1 protein-coding gene is annotated in these 526 nt (G+C 66.0%); it reads right to left on the bottom strand.

The features are described 5' to 3' along the window. Positions 1–526, bottom strand: a 526-nt coding sequence (locus AB0C16_RS40375; RefSeq protein ID WP_357691465.1) for a TCP-1/cpn60 chaperonin family protein, incomplete at both ends; no start/stop codon positions are given.

Genomic DNA, 526 nt, shown 5'->3' with positions numbered 1-526 from the left:
GACGACCTTGCGGGCGTGGCCGAGCTGGTCGAGCGTGGCGCTCTCCAGCTTGAGGCCGATCTCCTCGGCGATGACCTGACCACCGGTCAGGATCGCGATGTCGCCCAGCATGGCCTTGCGGCGGTCACCGAAGCCCGGAGCCTTGACGGCCACGGAGCGGAACAGGCCGCGGATCTTGTTGACGACCAGGGTCGCCAGGGCCTCGCCCTCGACGTCCTCGGCGATGATCAGGAGCGGCTTGCCGGACTGCACGACCTTGTCGAGCAGCGGCAGCAGGTCCTTGTTGGCCGAGATCTTGGAGTTGACGACGAGGATGTAAGGGTCCTCGAGCACCGCCTCCATGCGGTCGGAGTCGGTGACGAAGTACATCGACGTCATGCCCTTGTCGAAGCGCATGCCCTCGGTGAGCTCGAGCTCGAGGCCGAAGGTGTTGCTCTCCTCGACGGTGATGACGCCTTCCTTGCCGACCTTGTCCATCGCCTCGGCGATGAGAGCGCCGATCTCGGGGTCGGCGGCGGAGATGGAG

The sequence above is a fragment of the Nonomuraea sp. NPDC048916 genome, assembly GCF_040649575.1.
In the GTDB taxonomy this organism is placed as follows: domain Bacteria; phylum Actinomycetota; class Actinomycetes; order Streptosporangiales; family Streptosporangiaceae; genus Nonomuraea.
Note: the sequence above shows the minus strand (reverse complement) of the source record. Positions and strands in the feature narration are given on the sequence as shown.